Source organism: Methanococcoides sp. AM1 (genome assembly GCF_900774055.1).
Lineage (GTDB): Archaea > Halobacteriota > Methanosarcinia > Methanosarcinales > Methanosarcinaceae > Methanococcoides.
The window spans coordinates 1-16316 of sequence record NZ_CAAGSW010000004.1; the positions used below are offsets into that span (position 1 = coordinate 1).

Annotated in this window: 10 protein-coding genes; 3 read left to right on the top strand and 7 right to left on the bottom strand. The window is 44.1% G+C overall.

Features of this window, described 5'->3' with window-relative positions; all coding sequences use genetic code 11:
• The first annotated feature begins 326 nt into the window (after positions 1-326).
• A complete protein-coding gene (locus E7X57_RS07180) occupies positions 327-5555 on the top strand; it encodes a cobaltochelatase subunit CobN (protein ID WP_244603634.1) in 5229 nt (1742 codons plus the stop codon).
• 79 nt (positions 5556-5634) lie between these two features.
• Here E7X57_RS07180 and E7X57_RS07185 read toward each other — a convergent pair whose 3' ends face one another.
• From E7X57_RS07185 to cdhA, 7 genes are all read right to left on the bottom strand, one after another.
• Positions 5635-6570: an alpha/beta hydrolase gene (locus E7X57_RS07185; RefSeq protein WP_135612116.1), complete on the bottom strand. Its 936-nt coding sequence runs from the start codon at positions 6568-6570 to the stop codon at positions 5635-5637.
• A 72-nt stretch (positions 6571-6642) separates the two neighbouring features.
• Positions 6643-8052, bottom strand: coding sequence for an acetyl-CoA decarbonylase/synthase complex subunit gamma (gene acsC / locus E7X57_RS07190; RefSeq protein WP_135612118.1), 1410 nt, complete (start codon positions 8050-8052; stop codon positions 6643-6645).
• A gap of 3 nt (positions 8053-8055) precedes the next feature.
• Positions 8056-9372: a CO dehydrogenase/acetyl-CoA synthase subunit delta gene (gene cdhD, locus E7X57_RS07195; protein ID WP_135612120.1), complete on the bottom strand. Its 1317-nt coding sequence runs from the start codon at positions 9370-9372 to the stop codon at positions 8056-8058.
• A 40-nt stretch (positions 9373-9412) separates the two neighbouring features.
• A complete protein-coding gene (locus tag E7X57_RS07200; protein WP_135612122.1) occupies positions 9413-10165 on the bottom strand; it encodes an AAA family ATPase in 753 nt (250 codons plus the stop codon).
• A gap of 12 nt (positions 10166-10177) precedes the next feature.
• On the bottom strand, positions 10178-11584 hold the full coding sequence (cdhC, locus tag E7X57_RS07205) for a CO dehydrogenase/CO-methylating acetyl-CoA synthase complex subunit beta (RefSeq protein ID WP_135612124.1): 1407 nt from the start codon (positions 11582-11584) through the stop codon (positions 10178-10180).
• Between the two features lie 62 nt (positions 11585-11646).
• Positions 11647-12162, bottom strand: coding sequence for a CO dehydrogenase/acetyl-CoA synthase complex subunit epsilon (gene cdhB, locus E7X57_RS07210; protein ID WP_135612126.1), 516 nt, complete (start codon positions 12160-12162; stop codon positions 11647-11649).
• 2 nt (positions 12163-12164) lie between these two features.
• Entirely contained in the window at positions 12165-14573 is a 2409-nt protein-coding gene (cdhA, locus tag E7X57_RS07215; protein ID WP_135612128.1) for a CO dehydrogenase/acetyl-CoA synthase complex subunit alpha, read from the bottom strand.
• Positions 14574-14939: 366 nt separating this feature from the next.
• Here cdhA and E7X57_RS07220 point away from each other — a divergent pair, with 366 nt between their 5' ends.
• Both E7X57_RS07220 and E7X57_RS07225 read left to right on the top strand, forming a co-directional pair.
• The gene (locus E7X57_RS07220) at positions 14940-15827 is read left to right on the top strand and encodes a rhomboid family intramembrane serine protease (protein WP_135612130.1); all 888 of its coding nucleotides are present in this window, start codon (positions 14940-14942) and stop codon (positions 15825-15827) included.
• A complete protein-coding gene (locus E7X57_RS07225) occupies positions 15824-16243 on the top strand; it encodes a hypothetical protein (protein ID WP_244603635.1) in 420 nt (139 codons plus the stop codon). Before E7X57_RS07220 ends, E7X57_RS07225 begins: the two co-directional genes overlap by 4 nt.
• The last annotated feature ends 73 nt before the right edge of the window (positions 16244-16316 follow it).

A 16316-nucleotide genomic window follows, 5' to 3' on the forward strand; every position in this document is an offset into this window, starting at 1 on the left:
AATACAAAATTGTGAACTTGGAAAAAAGAGGTCCAGTAGATCATTCAGAAGTTTATTCATTATTAAATCGTTCATCAATTGCTGGAATAACAAATACCAGTACAAAATCCAAATCATGCACAATTGTAGTTTTGGATTCTGAAACTCAAAAACTGGTTGCAAATACAACGAGTGATCTAAATGGTCAATTCATAATTCCCGATCTCCCTAATGGACAATACACTCTAATTGCAGTCAATGAAACTCCAATGGGAACTTCAATAATTCCATATAACAAGGAGCTTAATCTGGAAATTAATAATTCTGATGAATACAAAATTGTGAACTTGGAAAAAAGAGGTCCAGTAGATCATTCAGAAGTTTATTCATTATTAAATCGTTCATCAATTGCTGGAATAACAAATACCAGTACAAAATCCAAATCATGCACAATTGTTCTGCTTAAAGAAAAGGGACAAATCTCTCTACCGATTGCTAATTTCTCAATCAATACAACATACGGTGACTGCCCCTTAGATGTTCAATTCAACGATCTCTCAGAAAACGCAACCTCGTGGTACTGGGATTTCGGTGACAACTTCACTTCTACAGAACAAAATCCTGTACACACATATAACAGTGTTGGATTCTTCAATGTAAAACTTACTGCGACCAACCCTAAAGGAAGTGACATTGAAAGGAAGATCAGCCTGATCACAAGCAATTTGCCAGAGGAAAACAAGACCAAAAACGTCCTTTTCCTTGTTCTTGGCGCTGAAGAGACCTACATGACAAAGCAGGCTGTTAAAGATATGGCCATGGAAGACTATGTCGATGTTTATGGCAGCTATCGTGAAAATAGAGTGGAGATCTTCTACACACCATTTAATGATAGCATCGACATGAGCAAGTATGACGTTGTTTTCATCAGCTGGAAAGGAGGCATGAGTTTCCTGGGTGCAAACCTCAAACCACAGGTTCAGGAAATGATCAGTGAAACAAATCCGGGAACCTTTGTGTATGACCACAATTATGACCTTGAAGAGTTCAGCAACATAAATTATGTGAATCATACAGAACATCCATATCTTGAAGATTACTGGATGGAACAGTATGACAACAATATCGTTCGCCTGATCACCTACCTTTCAGTGGTTGACCTTTCAGAGCCCTTCACAAATTATACAGGACCTATCAAGATAGAAGAACCATCAATAACCCCAACCACTGGGATCGTCCACCCGGATGCAGGATACGAAATATTCGAAGACCTGGATTCTTACCTGGAGTGGTACTCTGATGATGACGGAAAACATCATGTATACAATCCTGACAACTACACCGTTGGCGTAACGTTCTTTGAAGGCCATGACGGCGACCTGTGTGACGGTGTTACCGAAGCACTTATCGAAGAGCTGGAATCAAGAGGCATCAACGTAATACCTGCATTCCGCCCCAGTGTAATTTATGACATGGATGATGCTGAATCGTATTTCAAAGCTGACAATGAATGGAAGGTCAATGCATTCATTGATGTGGGAATGGGCGTATCAAGCATGTCCTCTTACGTATGGCAGACTGAAGCTCTTCAGGAGATGGAAGTCCCTGTGATCAATGGTATCCAGTATCAGGGTACTATCAAGGAATGGGAAGAATCCGTCAGCGGACAAGATGGAAGATTCCAGTATCAGATTCCTATCATGGAGATTGGTGGTGAGATCGAATCCATTGTCATAGGAGGAAAAGAATATAATGAGGAAATGGATGCCTGGACCTTCCAACCAATAGATTATCAGATGAAATGGATGGTAGACCGTACGGTTCGCTGGATGGATCTGCAGCACATTAAAAACGAAGACAAAAGAGTTGCCATAATCTACTATAACCACGGCAAACAGGGTGCTTTAGTAGCTGCAAATCTTGATGTTGCACCAAGTATACCTAATCTTCTAAGTGCAATGAACGAATCAGGTTACGATCTGGATGGAATGAACCTCAATAGATCTGAATTCCTTGAACTTGTGCTCCAGCAGGGCAGGAATATCGGAGTTTGGGCTCCTGGTGAACTTGAATACATGGTAGAGAACTATGAAGTGGAACTTCTGCCTGTGGAAACATATCAGGAATGGTTCGATGAACTTGAACCTGCTGCACGCCAGAGTGTAATTGATACATGGGGCGAAGCTCCGGGTCAGGGAATGGTCTATGAAAATGAATCCGGCCAGTACTTTGTGTTCCCGAAGATCGAAGTTGGAAATGTGCTCATTGCACCACAACCCCCACGAGGCCTTACAATAAATGATACAATGCTGTATCACGACCAATCAGTTCCACCATCACACAACTACATTGCTTTCTACCTGTGGCTGAACAAGGAACAGGCTGAAGGAGGTTTCGATACTGATGCTGTCGTACATTTCGGAAGACACGGTACACAGGAATGGCTGGACGGTAAAGGAGTTGGGCTCTCTGTCAAAGAATGCTGGCCAGCTCTCCTGATACAGGATATGCCTGTTGTTTACCTCTATGATGTCGGAGGTATCGGAGAAGGCATAACCGCAAAGAGAAGAGGTAATGCAGTGATGATAGACCATCTTACTGCACCTATAGTCAATTCAGGACTTTACGGAAACTTAACTCAGCTTCATGATGCAATGCATAATTATGAAGAAGGTGAAGGTTCTTCTAAACAGACATATAAAAACTCCATAATTAACTACTACGAAGATCTTAATTTTGAGCAGGATCTGGATGTTTCACCCGAAGAACTTTCCGCAATGGATAACGACACATTTGACAATTTCATTCTCTATGGTCCGGTACACGACTATCTGCACGAGATATCATCTTCATATATGCCTTATGGTCTTCACATACTTGGCGAAGATATGAGCGATGAAGGTCTCGTTGCAATGGTCAAATCAATGCTTGGAAACGACTTCAGGGAACATGTCAATGCAACAGGCCTCTGCGAAGATCCTGATGAATTGAGTCCTGCACACTCTCCAAATGCTCTTGATGCTTTGCTTGAAGATGTTGTGGTGAATGGAAACAATTCAATGGATGTTGTTATTGATGTTTTCAACATTGACTATTCATCCGGTCAGTATTATTCAAATGTAACATCAAATGACTCCGGAGCTTACGACATCAAATTTGTAAAAGATGGTAAATACACAGTCTATGCATTCAAAGAAGTTGCAGATGGATGGTTAACCGGAAGTGAATACATCACTGCTGAAGGCGGAAAAGCTATACCTGACATCAATATAAACCTTTCAAAGAACGGAACGGGCACTACCAATCAGGAGCTTGAATACGTACTCGACCTTATGGAAGCAAATCCACAGGTAGAAGTATCTGGTTCTGTTGAAATTTTCGGACGAGCTCAATATTCAGCTATGAGTTCCCTATATGCCAAAAATACGACTAAACTGCTTCTCCAACAAGATGGAAAAATAATTGACATGCAACAGTCAGATTCAACAGGAAACTACACATTCACAGGAGTTTGTGACGGTGAATATGACATTACGGCACTGTATTATAGTGAAGGCAGAGATAACTGGTATCTTACAACCGAAAATATTGAAATAAATTCAACTGAATCTTCCAAGGCTAACCTTGACCTTGTTATGTATAAGGACAATGATGCGGGAGTTATTGTCAATTCCCTTCTTGGAGAAGTTTCGGGTATCTGCCAGGATCAAACTCAAATTGCTGAACCAGATTGCACTGTTGTAATAATCAGGCGTCTCACTGATGAACAGCTAACTGTTGTCAACGACCTCTATAGTGCAATAGACTATTCTAATGCATTAAAAGCATCTACACAAGCCGAACTTGACAGTATGATCAATGCCCTTGACGGAAAGTACATCCCGCCAGCATTGGGTGATGATCCTACAAGAAGCCCTGATGAAGTACTGCCTACAGGAAAGAACTTCTTCGCATTTAACCCGAACATTGTTCCAACAAAGGAATCCTGGGAAATGGGTAAGGAGCTCGTTGATCAATTCCTGGAAGAATGGAAGGCAAATCATGATGGAGAGTATCCTGAAAAGGTCGGATTTGTAATGTGGTCTTCCGAATCCATGAGGCATAAGGGTGTCATGGAAGCTGAAATAATGTACCTGCTGGGTGTGGAACCAGACTATAGCTCATCCGGTAAAGTGGAGGGAGTCAAACTCATTCCAGAAGCGGAACTAGGCAGGCCAAGGATCGATGTAGTTGTCACTACGACAGGTGTCTATCGTGACAACTGGAAATGGCAGATCCAGCTTATGGACAGGGCAGTAAGACTTGCAGCAGAAGCAGAAAGCACCACATATGACAACTACGTAAAGGAGCATTCAGACACTATCTATGATGCTCTTATAGCCACAGGAAGTTACACTTCATCCGATGCCAGAGATCTTTCAAAATGCAGGATATTTGGTCCGGACGATGGAAGCTGGGGTATCGGTGGCCTGACCAATGCAGTTGATGCAAGTGGTAGTTGGACCGAGGAAGAGAAACTTGCAAACCTTTACATCAACTCTATGAGTTACGCCTACGGTGACAATATATGGGCTTTCAAGGACACAGAAGTATTCAAGAATGCACTTGCAGATACCGAAGCTGTGTTGTTCAGCAGAAGCGGCAATTCCGGCCGTGGAAGTAGCAGTGTGATCTTTGACCATACCTATGAGTTCTTCGGAGGTTTCGGAATGGCAGTCAGGAATGTCTCCGGCGATACTCCGGAAATGTTCATTGTGAACCTGAAGGATCCAAACCAGGCAATGACAGAAACACTTGGTGCTTTCCTTGCAAGGGATCTGCGTTCTACATACTGGAACCCTACATGGATCGAAGGCATGATGCAACACGGATATGTTGGTGCAAGCGAATTAGATCGGATGCTGGAAGACTTCTGGGGACTTAACGTAATGCTTCCGGATGAGGTTACCGCCGACATGTGGAACGAAATGTATACCGTCTACATGGAAGACAAATACGGCCTTGGACTTGATGATTGGTTCGAAGCTGAAAACCCGTGGGCAGAGCAATCAATGCAAGCAAGGATGATCGAGGCCATACGTAAAGGATACTGGGATGCATCTGATGAGGTACTTCAAAGCCTTGTGAGTGAATATGCAGAATCCATGGTCAGAAATGGTGTTACATGCTGTCATCATACTTGTGGAAATATTATGTTCGATGATTATGTACAGGGTATAATGTCTGTACCAGGTGTTGTTTCACAGGAAACCATCGACAAATATAATGAATTGATGCAGGACGCAACACATCGTTATCCTGAAACGAGTTCCCACAAGAGCAGTTCGAACACACCTTCTGCAAACATAGTCAATAGCACAAGCACAAGCAATGATGCAGCCGGTTATGGAACTGCTACAGAACAGGCATCTGCAGTGGATGACAACTATGTGGAAGGATACGAGATGAAAAAGGAATCAAGCTCTGAAGAGAACGCCTCCTCGAGTGGTTTCTCAGGATCTGATGTGATCGCTACTGCAGTTGTTCTTGTTGCTGTAGGAACTATCATATATGGATTCCGCAGGCAAAGACTCTAAAGGATAAGTGGCATCCTTAAATGGATGCCTGTTTCTTTTTTATTTTTTATTTTTAATAGCTTAATTATTCATTCATCCATTAAGCAAAGATTATTTCCAACCCATCCTTCAGATATGGATACATCGCATCAGTGTAACCATGTGCTGTGCCATCAACTGTTCCGAATGACTTTGGTTCTTCTGCTTTTTCGAATGTACTCATAGCTGCATCGTAAGGAATGATCGTGTCGTTGAGCGAGTGTATCATCACAAAAGGACGTGGAGATATGCCACCAACATAGTTGTCAGGGTCAATGGATACGTAAAGATCATAAGCTGCCTGATCAATTACCTCTTCCCGGTCGAGAGAATCAGATCCATATCCGCTTGTACTTATGCCTATAACACCGGAGATGGACTCATCGATTGACGTTGCAATGATAGCAAACCTTCCACCATTGCTAGAACCAAGCATTGCTATCTTCGAGTCATCGACCCTCGCCTGATCACGTAGCACATCTGAAGCCATCAGTGCATCATATACCATAAGGAATTCTACAGGTTCAGCACCGTTCCTGAAGAGCATTATATCATTTTCCACATTCACTGAACCAAGATTTCGCTGGTCTATGACGATTGATGCATAGCCCATATCGGCCAGCAGCACAGAAAGGCCATGTTCGTCCTCTTTAGTAACTCCCGCACCAGGTAATATGATAACGCCAGGAACTGTATTGCTATCATTATTGCCTGTTTTGGGAATGGTCAGAAGGGAATTCACTTCCGTTTCCCTGCTTGTGTAAGAAATGGTCTTTACAACATAACCAGAGTTGGAATTATCAAGATTGATGACGGAATATTCAAGTTCTTCACGCTCAGGATATGACAACAAGCCATCATCTGTCATTGTCCATTGATCTTCCTGACCACTATAGAAGAGACCATAAAAACCTGCGAGTAGAAGTGAAACACCGATAAGAAGTACAACGTTGTTGTGACGTTTTAGAAAAGTTTGCTTTGGTTCGATCTTAGCCATAGCTAGATAAATGGTAGTACAATAAAAAAAAGGTTTTCCGTGCCAGAGCTGACACGGATAGGATAAATAGATTTATTTCTTTGGTGGCCAGTTCTGTTCCATCCAGCCAGGAAGTCTTCCTGAATCTGCCGGACCGATCATAACAGCGGCACCAGTTTCGTCTTCCACATCACCCTGAAGACGTGCTGCAAGTCCCGGAAGTACAATGACATTGTTATTGAGCTTCTCCTTCATGTCGAAGCCTGCATCTTCCAGTCCCTTCTTGATCTTTGCAGCTGTGAGCTGACCGCCTGCTACAGCAGCTTCCACACCAATACCATCGGTGTCGATAGCTGTAAGGTAGCAGTCAATGCCATTGGATGACAGATCGCTCTCTACAGTGTAGTACGTCAGTGCGAAGTTGGTTGTGACAAGCATAGGTGAATCTGCTGTTGGTGAACCTACCTCATAGACTGCCGGATCTACTGTGACCGGCTTACGTGGGTCGGTGTAGATGGTGTCACGAATGTGAACTTCTGGAAGCTGTGCGTATCCCTCGATACTGTGGAGTATCATGATATCGCCGTACTTGACAGTGAACACTGATGCAACCACGGTTTCCCAGTAGGATGCGCTGACATCGTCATCGTGTGCCATCCATGCTGTAAGAGGTACTGCCATGATTGGGAATGCAATGTCACGATCACCATTGATGCCTGCCCTTCTGATTTTCAGGAAGTTCTGGAAGGTTGTTCTCAGTCCCTTGCCTGTTGGGAAGGTTCCCGGATCGAGGACAACATCCTCAATACCATTCTCTGAGAATGTCTTAGCCAGTGATTTGAGCATATCAAGGTCATTTGGTGCGAACACTGTCACAGGAACATTGTATTCCTGTGCAAGAGCTGCAACATCCTGCCAGTTGTCCTTGTTAGCTGCGTAAAGGAGCGGTCTTTTCTCTGCTGCCACCTCAAGTCCTGCCTTGAGGACTTCAGGGTTGAATGAACAGAGGACCATTGGGAAGTCAGTGGTTTCCATTACTTTCTTTACTGCTGCTGCGAACTTTGCAGGATCGTCTGAAATGCTGCGCACTGCGATCATGTCAAGTGTCAGGAAATCTCCTACATAGAATTTCTTGAAGTCCTGGATCTTGTTGACTCTTTCAACAAGGTCCTTCTCATCCATAGTGTCCCAGACATCGTATGCAAATGCGGTCTTGTTGAAGAATGTAAGTTTATGGCGGTGCAATACATCATCGCCACCAATGCTTACTGCCTTTTCACCGACACCGATCACAACTTCCCTGATCTCAGGTGCAAGAAGTGCTTCCAGCTCAGCATACTTCTTCTTGTACTTTCCCTCATTTACAAGAGGTGTACAATCAGTAGCTTTCAATGACCTGTCAATAAGGTGGGATGCAAATGCCATACAGGATGTTTCGCCACACTCACCACAGTTGGTGCCCGGAAGGAATTTATAAGCTTCAAGAGGGCTGTTAATTTTCATTTTTCACACCTCCGCTCCGATCCAGTTGGAAATGTCGATCTCATCTGCCTCAATGGAACCATAGAGTGTCTGTGTGATCTCCTTGAGTACCTGTACAGATGTTGGATGCATCATCATGAACATATCGTTTCCTGCAAGTGAGAGTGTAAGACCTGTGACGATCTCCCAGATAGGACCTCTGTACTCACGTGGACCCCAGTCGGAATCCTGGCTGAGTGGAGATTCCTTCATCCATGACTCACGGGCACCCCATGCATTGGTAGTACCGGAAGACATTGGGAATGTCAGTTCTTCATCACCCATAAGACCTGCAAGCCTTATACGTTCCATGTTAGTGTAAGCATAGTCCAGACCGTAACCAAGAGCTGCGGTTGTCGGGTCCATTACGATGCTGTCCCTTGGGACACCACACTGCTTCATGAGCTTCCTGTTGAGTTCCTTCTGTGCGTTGATCTCAAGCTGTGTCCATGAAAGTACTGCATGGCCGTGGTCTGTTGCAGCCTTTGCAACCCTTTCGTAATCAAGGTTGAGACTTGCAGATGCCAGAAGTACACGTTCGCCTTCTGCGACCTCAGCTGCCTTTTCGAGAACCTCAGGGTCCTTCTGTGGGTTACCTGAACCACCGATGACAATAGGTACGTCAACTGCCTGGAGGACATCCTCTACGACCTTTGCTGCTTCCCTTGCAGGTGTATCGTTGATGAGAGGATCTGTTGAGATAAGGTGTATGGTAACCATATCTGCATTGAAGTCACGTACGACCTTCTTTGCCCATTCCGCAGGATCGTTCATGACATCTTCATAGTTGCCTTTGACAGATTTTGCCATTCCGATAGGCATATCGAAGACATCCATTGTAACGTAGTTGCGGTGTGGCATTTCAGCATCGAAGTAATATGGAAGTGCATTCTCGCCACCCAGAGTTACAGTGCTCTTCCTTGAGCCACCATCTGCTGATGTGGCACCAAGGGTCACTTCCTGGATAGGAGTTGCCCATTCGCTCATCTTAGAAACATCGAACTTTGCAGGAATGAGATCCTGTATCCTGGACTGTCCGGCTACAGGTGCCTGTGGAAGTCCGCCCATGGATGCAGCAAAAAGCTGGTCAACAGGGTATCCCAACATCCTTGCGATGTTTGCGACATGTAATGAGATCTGTGCTGCTTCATGACCAAGTGCATAGGCCATAGCAGGATTAAGACCTCCGCCTCCACTGATATCAAGCTCGATGTCTCCCTCGATGGTCACTCCTTCAAGTGACTCGACATCAAGATCTTTTAGAATATCAGTAAGACCTGATAATTTCATCTTATTTGACATATGAATTCCACCATTTGCTTAAATGAAGTAATGAAAGTTCTTATAAACCAAGTTTCTCCGCGATCTTTCCAACCTCTTGTACAGCAACAGACTCGTCAGGAAGATCGAAAAGGGGCAGCCCTTTAAGGTCTCTTTCTGCGATCATGCTGTCCATCGGAACAGTTCCGATGAGTTCGAGATCAAGATCTGTTGCAGTTTTCTTGATTTCTTCCTTATTGGCATCTGTGACCTTGTTCGCAACAACATAGATATTCTTTATGTTGGTCTCAAGCTCCTCGGTAAGTTCCCTGATGCGCTCGGCGGTCCTCAGACCACGTCTTGAGCCATCGGTAACCACGATGAGATCATCAACATCACGGATGATCTTACGACTGAAATGCTCAAGTCCGGCTTCCGTATCAAGAATAACAACATCATAGTTCTTTACGACCTTGTCCATGATACCACGAAGCAGGTTATTGACATAACAATAGCAACCGGAGCCTTCAGGACGACCCATTACGATAAGGTCGTACTTGGGCATCTCCTCAAGGATCTCATAGATCTTTGATTCGAAGATGGATTCCTTGTTAATGTCAGGAGGGAAGTTGTCCCTTTCATCCTGCATGAACTGCTTCATATCACCGACTGTCTTGACAGTCTCGCAACCAAGGGTCTCCGGAAGATTTGTATCCGGGTCAGCGTCGATAGCGAGGACAAGCTTATCAGTTCTTGTAAGATGGCGGATGAGAAGACTGGTTATTGCAGTCTTCCCTGTTCCACCCTTACCTGTTATTGCAATTACTTTTGTCACAGAAGGCCTCGTTTACTCCTTTTTCTGGATTATCACTTTGTCTATGCTGACCTTTGCGTTCTTGAGAATGATCTTAACGCCGCCGGTTCCGGATGAAGGTGGCATCATCATTGGCATACCCTGCATTGGCATTGCTGCCTGCATCATTGCCGGTGCTGCAAATGTTGCTTCTTCCTCTACCTCTTCTTCTGCTTCAGGTTCTTCCTCTGCTTCCCATCTCTCGACTATTGGATGGTTCTTGTCAGTAAGGAAGCTCCTAAGTGAATCAAGGTCCGGAGCATCTTCTTCGGTTGCAACCTTATCAGCGATCTCAGAAGGTATGTCAGAAAGCACCCGGTCTTTCAGGTGTTTTGGCATCCATACGACACGGTCCCATCCGCCATCAGCCTGGATGAACTTTGGTGACCTGAAGTAATTTATCCCGATACCAAGGAAACCAGAAACCTGCTTTCCACCACCAGTCTGACCTGCCATTGTAGAGAATGGAAGACCGTTTGGTGCAGTGCCTGCATAATCCCTGTCTACCCAGCCTATACCATCGACCTCAGGTATGTAGAAACCTACTACCTCAAAGCAGCCACATGATGTGTGTGGATATTCAAAGAAAGAGTGAAGTTTGATACGATCATATTCACCGCTTGAAAGTGATTTTGCGATATCGTTAACACCGGAGAATTCACCGGATTCAGCATCGACAACATCGCCTTTAGGAATAGCGAACTGTGGACCTTCAGGGTCGACCTTTGCTGCTGCACGACCATCGAACCAGTTGATAGCACCACAAAGAGAGATCCTGTCTGGTGTGATAACACAAACATTGGATGGGGCAAATGACTGACAGAGACTGCATCCATAGAATGTGTCTACGTCCTCATCATGCAGGTCACGTGTTCTGTCATCTCTTGACTTGTAGATAGCCTTTACGTTGTCCATCTCTTTCTCGATCTCTGCAAGATCTGTCACATAGACAGCTTCGACCTTCTCTATGAATGGAAGTTCATTCTTGAAGAGCATCATAACAGCCTGTGCTATTGGCTCAAATGATGTCAAGCCCTTAGCCACAGCATCCTTGCTTACACGTATCCATACATCATAACGCTGGTTCAAGTGCATTAAACCCTGGATGTAGTTCTGGAAATCGTGGTTCCTACGTTCGACGATAGACTCAAGGTCTTCTTCCACAAGTTCTCCTGCGATCTTGTAGATCATTGCGAATGGATGTCTTGATCCCTCTTCCATTTCTGAAAGATCAGGACCGATAAGTGTGAACTTACCATCCTCTACTTCATCCATAGGTGTAGCTCTTACAAGCTCGTAACCTTTTGATTTCGGTCCTGAGAGTTCGACGTGCATGCCGTCCTTTCTAATTCTTTCCCCTTCGAACATAGGGGATATCTCAAAGGGGAATTCCTCTGCCATATTTTGTCCTCCGTAATGGTAATCTAATGTTTGTAATCTGATTTATGTGATTTTGTCGGGTATTAGAGATTCTCTATCAATTCGTCCAGTGCTTCAACGTGTATCTCCGGAGTTATGTTACCAAAAGACATAGTAGCATTCTGGAGATAATGTCTGTCAATGGAGATGGTCTTGAGCTTAGAGAAGCTCTTCAGACCTGAGTATACCTGATTGATATAGTACTTGAAATGTCCCAGTGAAATTATTGTGTCATACTGGCCTTTGCCGTCAAGGCCGGTCCAGTTAGGATCACAAAGATATGTTGCAAGAGCATGGACGTTGATGTATTTTGCATCTACACCTGCATCCACAAAACCCTTGATAGAATGGCCGGTAGCAGCTACCGGCATATCAGCTTTCTTTGCGATCTCAATGGCACGTTTCAACAACTCTTCGTCTTTAAGGATCTGAGATCCTACAACGAACAGAGGGCGCTTTGCCTTTGATATCAACTTTCCTGCAACATTTGGCTGGACCGCTTTTGAGGTCTTGCAGCCATATGAGCAGTGCATCTGCGTGTTCTTAATTACGTCGACCATGATTAAGCCTCCTTGCAAAGTCTCTTGAGGTTAGTCGGCTGAGCTGAAACATCGGACTTCATTGCTGGTCCTGAAAGGATCTTCTTCCTCTTCCAGTCGATCTCCCAACCATGTTCTTCTTCCAGTATCTTAAGCAGTTTTTCACGTTTTGCAAGCGGAAGATCAGTTTCTGTCCTGACAAACTTGTACCAGTCTTCGGGCATGATACCAAGATATTTCTGGCTAAGTTCAATGTAATGTGTCAGCTTGATCATCCTACCCATGTTGTTATCACTTGGGCGGATACAGCTCTTTGCAAGCATTGGCATCATTTCCTCAACTGTCTCTGCAGTAGTAAGCAGATATTCAGGAGCTGCCGGGATCTTCATCTCGCTTCCATTTCTTGCATCGTAGACGCTCCACTTCTCTTCCTCATAAGGCTTTGCAATTAGTGCCCTGCGGTACTTTGAACCATGAGGACCGAGGATTACCGGGATACCAAGCCTTGAGCAGCCTGTTCCAATGGAAGCTGCCTTCTGGGAGTATGCACCCCATGCAACACCAACAGCACCAACACGGTTGAGTGTGTAGTCTGCGATCTCTTCGTAGTTACCTGAGATATTCTTCTGTGCAAAGATAGCTGCGACCTTGATCACTGCTCCTGTGATATGTGAGTTGGAAACACATGAACCTACGTTCATCAGGCCACCACTCCTAAACCTTGAAGGATATTTTTCATAGAGTGTCTGACCATCTGCGTCCTTGTACATACCAAGGTCCATTGCAGAACAACCGGAAACAACAACAATATAGTTCCTTCTGAGCATCTCATCTGCAACTGTATAAAGGTCCTTTGTACCATCAGGGTAGTTAGAACAACCGACCAGTGCAACAATACCAGGCGTTGTACCAAGAACAAGGTTGACACCTTCTTCCCTGATCTCCGGATCACTGATAGGTCCTCTGCCGGCACGAACCTTTCCAACTTCCTCACTGATCAAACGCTGTGAGGATTTCTCGATAACGTTAACGATATCGATATCCTTTGGACATGCGTATTCACAGCGGCCACATGCGACACACTTGTCATGGATCCACTCGAACTTTGTGAAGTCACCCTCTTTTCCGAGTTTCATTGCTTCGCTTATTGGCAGGTTGTCAGGACATGCGATCTCACAGGCAAGACAGTGAACACATTTGTCGACCTGATCCTTGAGCTCTTCCTCTGTTGGAAGTGCCTTGATGCCTTTCTGTTCCCTTATCTCGGACATCATCATAGTAAGCCGAGGTGCAAGCTCTCCGAGCTTCTCATAATCGAATATAAGTGCACCTTTTTCCTTACCGGTAGTAAGGTCTTCAATGATGTCTTCAATTTCATCATTTGAACGGTCCTTAAGTCCGTACATTACCTTGTCATTAGTTGTAATAACAGGTATCATAAGCTTACTTGCCTCTTCAAGGACATCGGCACGGATACACTGTTCATCGACAATGATAACATCAGGAATTCCAGACCTGATCGTCTTAAGCTCTTTTGCAAGAGTACCAACGATCTTTGCTCGTGGTGGTGTTCTATCACCTGCCTTGTAACGTGTCATATCAAGTGCAGTACAACACAGACCTCCAAGCTCGATCTTATCGTTAAGACCATTGTCTTCCATGTAATCAATGATATCAGTGATCGCCGCAACATTGTGTCCGATAACGATCAGTGTAGGCTTTGAAGAATCAAGGCATCCCATCCCGATATCAGCAAGAGGCGGTTCGTCATCTGCCTTAGGGAAATCAAGACAGGATATCTGTGCGATATCTGAGATCTCCATACCAACATGATCAAGCATACCGCCATGAAGGGCCTTTGATTCGAAATCAATTGCTGCTCCTTCCTGACCCATGTGAACAGCTGCAAGCAACTGGGTAAGCTGTTCCTCAACATAGCTGAGAACACTATCCAGATCTCCAAGTGTTTTTGGCTGGACACCTGTGACAAGCTGGACATTTGGAGCAATAATATTAGTAGCACCAACATCAAGAGGGAAATCCTTACCATGCAGGTCGATCAGGTGGTGAAGAAGATGTCTTCCGTGCCCTGAGTGTGCTGCTGCTCCTGTAATAACACGAAGCATGAACTCACGTGCATTATGACCCTCAAGATTGATACCACATGCTCCTTCTTTGTTACCGCTAAGATCACATGGTCCAAAAGTACAGTAACAACACTGGTCACACATTGGAGTATAGACCGGATTGTACCTGTCCAGAATATTGTGATCCCAATCTCTTAGTGATGAGACTCCGGGCTTAACTGTAGGCCCCATCTCAGCATCAATACTTTCAGCTTCCTTTTCAATAGCACCTACAATGTTGTTGATGGTGATCTGAACATTTTCAAGGTTGTCGATAGAAAAGCTACCTGTAGTTAGCTCACTCATATGTTTTCTCTCCTCCTGGATTGAACATTTCATAGTTAGAGGGGTATATAGATAATTTCCCCGTGGGTGTTACGAATTGTATAAAACGTAATAACTGACGTATAGTCTTTTGAATGTGGATTTAGTATGCGCATCTCATATATAAACGCTTTGGCTATTTATCATGATTATACTAGACAATTCTTTTGTGAGTTTACACCGTTACAAACTACAAAAACGATATGTACATCCATTAAATTTTAAAAAATGCACACACATTATCAAATAATAAGGTATGTAGCCGGGTACCTTTAGAAATCATTTTATTTGATAGCAGATATTGACATATTAGATCAAGACAATACTAATTATGATCGGGAGGATACTTTGGATAATAAATGCTGGATATGTGGCAAACAGGAACCTATGATGTTTACCTGTCGCCATTGTGGCAAAACGTTCTGCTCAGACCACAGACTTCCTGAAAGACATGCCTGCGAGGGGCTTGATCGCAGTGCAGGATATTCTTCCGGCACATCAGGAACATCAGGGGACTATAAAAGAAGCACCACCGGAGGTCAGGCATACGGATCGGAAATTGATGACGCTATAAAGAACATGATGAAGGATGCAGCCAAAAATGCTGCAAAAGGAGCTGCCACAGGCGCAGTTCACAAAACAAGGTCATCAATATCGACAAGTCCTTCAATGGCAATTATATTTATCTGCATCATTTCATTCTTCCTTCAACTTATACCAGGCTATACGGAATTGTTCCAGCTTGTCCCGAGCACAATGTTCGCAAGACCATGGACAATGGTCACACATATGTTCCTGCATGGCAGTTTCGGACATATATTCTTTAATATGCTGGTACTATTCTTCTTTGGAAGAGAACTGGAAAAACGTATAGGAAAAGACATGTTCCTGTATGTGTACTTCATTTCAGGTGTTGTGGCCGCCCTTGGGTATGCACTTACCACCAGTGTCAGCTACTATCCGATGGTCGGAGCCAGCGGTGCCATCATGGGAGTTTTCGCGACACTTACCATATTAGCCCCGGATATGCAGGTATATGTATACTTCATACCTATGAAGATAAAATATGCACTCTTACTCTTTGTACTGCTTGACTTTGCACTAATAGGAGCTCCTGATATGATCGCCCATACCGCTCATCTTAGTGGTGTCCTGATAGGACTGTACATGGGACTTCGGATCAAAAATACCAGAAAACAACGCAGAAGAGCAGAGTATGACCCTCGAAGGTGGTGAATCTGAAAACTGATAGCCGCCACCTTTCAAGATACCGGCCAAGACCTGAAGAAGGGGAAGAGATCCCCATACAATTTATTGAAATGGAAGAAAAGATCGCGGGATGGTCGCCTGAGCTTAAAAAAACCATCTACCTTACTGCACCATGCAATTATGATCCTGACAAGCTTAAACGTGTGCGTGAGGTCTTTCTTCTTAAAGTATATAATTGGTTTCTTGATGGAATAAGTGTAATAGAACTATCGCACACAGAACGCATCCAGTTCGAAGATGTGATGAATGATTTTCTGCTCTACGGAGGAGAATTGCGTTATACAAGAAAAAAGCAGGGTAAAAAAGCCATCAACCATTTCAGGCTTGAAGACCGGCCTGTTGAAGTACGTGCAAAGAGAAGTTTTCTTGGGGAAATGTTGTAAACCTTCATTATAGAGTCGAATAGTATCTTTTAAAGCCTCCATACAGGTTAATAAACAATAAGCTTTATCCGTT